The organism is Pantoea sp. NGS-ED-1003 (genome assembly GCF_000738765.1).
GTDB lineage: Bacteria > Pseudomonadota > Gammaproteobacteria > Enterobacterales > Enterobacteriaceae > Pantoea > Pantoea septica.
The window spans coordinates 1-1,903 of the sequence record NZ_JPQA01000038.1; the positions used below are offsets into that span (position 1 = coordinate 1).

At 49.7% G+C, this 1,903-nt stretch carries 3 protein-coding genes; all 3 read left to right on the plus strand.

Annotated elements, in window-relative coordinates; genetic code table 11:
• Positions 1 to 266: phage tail tube protein (locus JS46_RS22650; protein WP_033756069.1), on the plus strand; the 266-nt coding region annotated here is incomplete at its 5' end.
• Positions 263 to 532 carry a phage tail assembly protein gene (locus JS46_RS22655; RefSeq protein ID WP_033756071.1) on the plus strand — a complete coding sequence of 90 codons (270 nt, stop codon included), beginning with the start codon at positions 263 to 265 and terminating at the stop codon, positions 530 to 532. The genes JS46_RS22650 and JS46_RS22655, both read left to right, overlap by 4 nt.
• Positions 533 to 673: 141 nt before the next feature.
• A partial coding sequence (locus tag JS46_RS22660) for a phage tail tape measure protein (RefSeq protein ID WP_033756072.1) occupies positions 674 to 1,903 on the plus strand: 1,230 nt, incomplete at its 3' end.

A 1,903-nucleotide genomic window follows, 5' to 3' on the forward strand; every position in this document is an offset into this window, starting at 1 on the left:
TGCGTGATGACGTGATCGGCCTTGCCGGTGACGTGGATTACAAAGAGACGCACCGAGCGCCTTACGTCAAAGGCACCTTCAAGGTTCCGAAGGCGTTTCCGGTCACCAAGCTGATGGATTCAGACCAAATGACCATCACTGCCGAACTGGCTAACGGCATGGTTTATGTGCTGTCTGAGGCGTTCCAGTTCGGTGAAGCTAACCACAATGCGGAAGAGGGTACAGTTGACCTCGAATTCCACGGCTCAGAAGGATTCTATCAGTGAGTGAACTTCAGCTTTCAAAACCTATTACGGCGCATGGTGAAACTATCCATGTGCTGGAGTTGCGTGAGCCAACGGGCAAGGATGTTCGTGAACTGGGTTATCCCTATCAGATGAATCAGGATGAGTCAGTAAAGCTACTGGCGCATGTGGTGGCTAAGTACATCAGCCAGTTGGGCGGCATTCCACCCAGTTCAGTTGATGACATGTCACCATCAGACCTGAACGCTGCTGGCTGGGTAGTGGCCGGTTTTTTCCTTCAGGCCTGACAGCTAAAGAGCTGCTGAATCTGTACTTTGATTGCGCCAGTTACTGGCGCATAAATCCTCTGGAAGTCCTGAGCGAGGACTTAAAAAGCCTGCAATTGCTTATCGACCAGGCGAACCGGATAGAACGGGAGCGAAAAGCCAATGGCTGAATTTGAACTGAAGGCGCTTATTACTGGCGTTGACAGGCTTTCACCTGCACTTGGCCGCATGCAAAAGAACCTGCGCAGCTTTCGCCGGGATGCGGAGGAGGCAGGTAAGGGAGCCATGGCGATGGCCGGTGGTCTTGCTGCCGGGCTAACCGGATCGCTGATTGCTTTTGCGAAGCAGGAGGACGCAGCGACAGGCCTGAAGGTTGCTATGATGGACTCAAGCGGAGCGGTAAGTTCTGATTTCGCGAAAATTAACAAGCTGGCAATAGGCCTCGGAAATAAACTGCCTGGTACTACTGCTGACTTTCAGAACATGATGCAGATGCTTGTCAGGCAGGGCATTCCTGCTCAGAACATACTGAGCGGGGTAGGGGAGGCTTCCGCTTATCTTGCTGTTCAGCTCAAGAAAACGCCTGAGGCGGCTGCAGAGTTTGCTGCAAAAATGCAGGATGCGACACGTACCTCCTCGAAAGACATGATGGGATTATTCGACACCATCCAGAAGGCATTCTATCTGGGTGTCGATGACACTAATTTGCTATCGTTTTTCACCAATGTCAGCTCTGTCACAGAAATGGTTAGCAAAGATGGCCTAGCAGCTTCTCGGGCTTTGGCACCCATTGCAGTGATGATGGATCAGATGGGCACTCAGGGTGAAACGGCAGGTAATGCGATAAGGAAGATATTCCAGGCTGGATTTGACACTAAAAAGATTAGAGCAGCCAATAAGCTACTAAGAAAGCAAAGAATTAAGCTGGACTTTACTGATGGCAAAGGTGAGTTTGGTGGAGTAGAGAATCTTTTTAAACAGCTAGATAAACTTAAGAAACTAACCACTCTTGATAAGACAAGAGTAATCAAACAAATATTTGGTGACGATGGCGACACGCTTAGTGTTCTAAAGGCGCTTATAGATAAAGGAAAGAGTGGCTATGATGAAATTCAGGCCAAAATGGAAAAGCAGGCTGACCTAAATAAGCGAGTTAACGCTCAGCTTGGCACGCTTACGAACCTATGGGACTCCATGACGGGCACTGCAGTCAACGGCTTAGCAGCTATCGGTGGCGCTTTCTCTGGTGATGCTAAAAAGCTGGTGGGCTGGCTTGGTGACATGTCACAGCGCTTCAGTGAATTTGCCGAAAAAAACCCAAAGGTAATCCGGGGAGCATTTGGTATCGCCGCTGGTTTCGTCGGAATGAAGCTGGGGCTGCTGGGTATTAAT